Origin of the sequence: Mycobacterium sp., from assembly GCF_035314905.1 — a bacterium.
Taxonomy (GTDB): Bacteria; Actinomycetota; Actinomycetes; order Mycobacteriales; family Mycobacteriaceae; genus Mycobacterium.
Window position 1 is genome coordinate 1 of record NZ_DATFYW010000176.1, and the last position, 4,046, is coordinate 4,046.

The 4,046-nt window shown below is 66.0% G+C and carries 2 protein-coding genes and 2 pseudogenes; 2 read left to right on the top strand and 2 right to left on the bottom strand.

The window, feature by feature from the left end:
• Positions 1–162: 162 nt before the first annotated feature.
• A pseudogene (locus tag VKG81_RS21560) lies at positions 163–291 on the bottom strand (IS3 family transposase); the annotation flags it as partial.
• Between the two features lie 226 nt (positions 292–517).
• Here VKG81_RS21560 and VKG81_RS15055 point away from each other — a divergent pair.
• Together VKG81_RS15055 and VKG81_RS15060 are read left to right on the top strand one after the other, a co-directional pair.
• Entirely contained in the window at positions 518–2,350 is a 1,833-nt protein-coding gene (locus VKG81_RS15055; RefSeq protein WP_324397235.1) for a long-chain fatty acid--CoA ligase, read from the top strand.
• A gap of 147 nt (positions 2,351–2,497) precedes the next feature.
• Entirely contained in the window at positions 2,498–3,319 is an 822-nt protein-coding gene (locus VKG81_RS15060; protein ID WP_324397237.1) for a lysophospholipid acyltransferase family protein, read from the top strand.
• Positions 3,320–3,347: 28 nt separating this feature from the next.
• Here the strand turns inward: VKG81_RS15060 and VKG81_RS15065 are convergent.
• A pseudogene (locus VKG81_RS15065) lies at positions 3,348–4,046 on the bottom strand (hypothetical protein); the annotation flags it as partial.

Consider the following 4,046-nt stretch of genomic DNA (forward strand, 5'->3'; position numbering starts at 1 on the left):
ACGAACGCATCCGCGAACTCGACAACGACAACCGTCGACTCCGCGACCAGATCGCTCACCTACACGGGCAGCTCCGCGCCAACCGCATCGCCAGCATCCCCGTCACGGACACCGTCCACGACGCAAACATCCTGGTCAACCAGCAGAACAGCCCATCCCACCCAAGATAACGATCGTGGCCTCCAGCTCACGGTTCTTGCGGCGCAGCTCCCGCAGTTCACACGCCGTCTGGCTCGACACCCCTGTTGCCTAACCGGCGTGGACCTCCGCCTGACGACCGCAGCTACGTACGCCGGCCGAACGGACGACGCAAGTGACGGTGAGCCGTTTCGAGCATCGTTGACCTGGCCGGAACCGGGGACGGACGATGGCACTTTTGCGCGGGCGAGGGCAGCCGCCGGAGCCTGTTTGCAGTTTGGAGGATGTCGCCTACGTCCGAGCCAGCGGAGCATCGGCCGGTCCGGGTACGCCGGCGAAAAGCGCTCCTGACGGGTGCTGCGCTTCCTACACTGCGACCATGAAAGACGTGCTCGGCAGGGTTGACATCGGCAAGGTCCAGCGACGGGCGCCGTCGGTGGCGCAGATGTTTGTCGACCGTGTCGCCGCCACCCCGCACGCCGAGGCTTTCCGGTTCCGCGACCATGACACCTGGGTGAGCGTGACCTGGCGCCAGGTGGATGAGCGTGTGCGCCACATCAGCGCAGGGCTCATCGCCCTGGGGATCGCCCCGGAGGACCGCGTCGCGCTGGCGTCCTCGACCCGTTACGAATGGGTGCTCGTCGACTACGCGGTGATGTGCGCGGGCGCCGCCACCACCACGGTCTATCCGACGACCAACGCCCGCGACGTCGCCTACATCGTCGCCAACTCGGGTAGCCGCGTGGTCGTCGCCGAGGACCAGACCCAGGTTGACAAGCTCCTCGAGCTCCGGGCCGAGCTGCCCGATGTGCAACGGGTCGTGATCATCGACGGCAAGGGAGACGGCGACTGGGTGATCACCCTCGGCGAGCTGGAGCAGCTGGGCAAACAGCAGCTCGCCGACGCCGCCGATGTCATCGAGGAACGAATCCGCACCATCGGTCCTAAGCAGCTGGCCACCATCCTCTACACCTCCGGCACGACCGGCAGGCCCAAGGGGGTGCGGCTGACCCACGGCGCGTGGACCTACACCGCCGCGGCCATCGACGCATTGAACATCCTCAGGCCCGACGACCTGAACTTCCTGTGGCTGCCGTTGGCTCATTCCTTCGGCAAGGTGATGCTGTCGCTGCCGCTGCAGGTCGGCTTCGCGACCGCGATCGACGGACGGGTCGACAAGATCGTCGAAAACCTCGCCGAACTGCATCCGACTTTCATGGGAGCAGTGCCGCGGATCTTCGAAAAGGCGCATGCCCGCATCGAAGAAATGATCGCCAAGGAAGGGGGTCTCAAGAAGCGGATCTTCGATTGGGCGATCGCGGTCGGGTTGGAGATGTCCGCGGCGCGACAGGCCGGCCGCAAGCCCTCGCCGTCGCTTTCGGCTCGGTACCGTCTGGCCAACAGGCTGGTGTTTTCCACCATCCGGGAACGGTTCGGCGGTCGGCTGCGGTTCTTCGTCTCGGGGGCCGCGGCCCTGGACCGTGACGTGGCGCGATGGTTCGACGCGGCCGGCATCGTCGTGCTGGAGGGCTACGGGCTGACCGAGACCGCGGCGGCGTCGTTCCTCAACCGCCCCGACGCCTATCGGTTCGGCACCGCGGGGTGGCCGTTCCCGGACACCGAGGTCAACATCGCCGACGACGGTGAAATCCTGCTTCGCGGCCCCGGGGTGATGAGCGGCTACCACGACCTACCCGACGCCACCGCCGAGGCGCTCGAGCAGGAGGGCTGGTTTCACACCGGCGATATCGGTGAGATCGACGCCGACGGCTTCCTCCGGATCACCGACCGCAAGAAGGACTTGTTCAAAACCGCGCAGGGCAAGTACGTGGCACCGTCGGCGATCGCGGCCACATTCAAGGGAATCTGCCCCTACATCGGTGAATTCATCGTCTACGGCGAGGGCCGGCCGTACTGTGTCGCCCTGGTCGGCCTGGACAGTGAAGCCATCAACGAATGGGCGGCAAGCCACGGCCTGGCGAACAAATCCTTCACCGAGATCGCGCGCGATGAGCGCACCCACGACCTCATCGGCGGCTACATCGACACGCTCAACACACACCTCAACCGCTGGGAGCAGATCAAGAAATTCGCTATCATCGACCGCGAATTGTCCATCGAGGCCGGCGATCTGACGCCGAGCCTGAAAGTGCGCCGAAAGGTAGTCGTCGACAACTTCGCCGACCTGTTGTCGGCGCTGTACAACCAGTGATTTGTCCTGCGGCATCGCCCGCTGATACCGGGTCCGCCGCTCAGAGAACAAGGTCACGACATACTGCTGCTGTTAGGCCCTAGTGGGCCGCGCACCGCATGCGATACGACAGACACCGTCACGGCTGCTACGCCAGCAGGAACAGCAATGAACGACGCCACGAGTGCGCACACCACCGACACCGACAAGTGGGACGCCGGCCTGACCGAGCTTGTGGTCGGTATGACCAGGCCCATCGTGAAGCGGTACTTCCGCTCAGAAGTGAGGGGTCTGGGGAACGTGCCGCCCGGCGCGTCGCTGGTGGTGTCGAATCATTCCGGCGGCATCGTGACGCCGGACATGTCGGTGTTTGCTGTCGACTATTACGACACCTTCGGCTACCGACGCCCTCTTTACACGCTGGGTCACGACATGCTCTTCCGGGGACCGGCCGCGGAGTTCTTGAAGCGCACCGGCATAATCCCCGCGACCCGCGAGAACGCCGCCAAGGCGCTGGCGAGCCGCGGCGTTGTGCTCGTCTTCCCCGGCGGGGATTACGACGTCTACCGGCCGACCGTGTGGGAGAACGTCGTTGCCTTCGGCGGCCGAACCGGCTATGTGACCACGGCCATCGAGGCCGGAGTGCCGATCGTTCCGGCGGTGTCCATCGGGGCACAGGAAAGCCAGCTCTACCTGAGCCGTGGCAGGTGGCTGTCGCGGCGGCTTCGGCTCGCCAAGCTCGAGCACAAGCTGGCCCGATCCGACATCCTGCCGATCGCCTTCGGTTTCCCATTCGGGCTCAGCGTTCTGCTGCCGATCAACATGCCGCTGCCTACCAAGATCGTCACGGAGGTGCTGCCGCCGATCGACATCGCTGCCACGTTCGGCGATGACCCCGACATCGAGGAGGTCGACGGGCACATCCGCTCGGTCATGCAGACCGCGCTCGAGCGGCTCGCCCGAAAGCGCCGCCTGCCGATCGTGGGTTGACGCAGCGTCAGGTGCGGTGAACAAGTTTTCAGTCCACGTTCGTCGGCGCCTCGGACACCTTCACCAACCGCACCCGCGGCCGGGCCGGGACCTCGTCGGCCAGGAACCACCGGAAGGCGAGATTGCCGCGGGGATAGTCGAGCGTCGTCAGCGAGTTCGGATGCGTCGTCATCCCGCGGGAAATGACGATCGTCACCGAGCTGTCGGCGTTGGGTACCGCGGTGTGGCCGTTGATCGAGCTGCGTGCGTCGGCGACGCAGTGAGTGGCCATGAACTGGTTCCACACCACCAGGTTCCAGAACCTGCACGCGGGCGGCCGGTGCGTGACCACGAGCGCCTCATCGTCCTCGAGCACGAAACTGCCGTATGCATAGCAGGCGTCACGCGCAGACCAGCCGAAGTTGGCGTCCGGTACCTGATAGGGGTCGGCGAACTCGTTTGCGGCGTGCGCGATTTCGTGTCCGAGCGCGTGCGCGTCATCGACCCGCACGCCCACGGCAAGCGGCACGATCGCGAACATCGTCCGCAGCCAGGCGGCGCAGGCCCGCAGGGCCACCGCGGTTTCGGCGTCCCCGTGTCGCACCGGATCGGGCTCGTCGAGCGCCTCGATGCGCCAGGTGACGGGCCGGCCGGTCAGTGGGTCGGCCTGGTAGTCGCGGGTCATCAGCACGGCCGCGTCGGGCGTCGGTCCCAGCTCGAAGGAGAAGTTGCCGGCCGCGTCGAACTC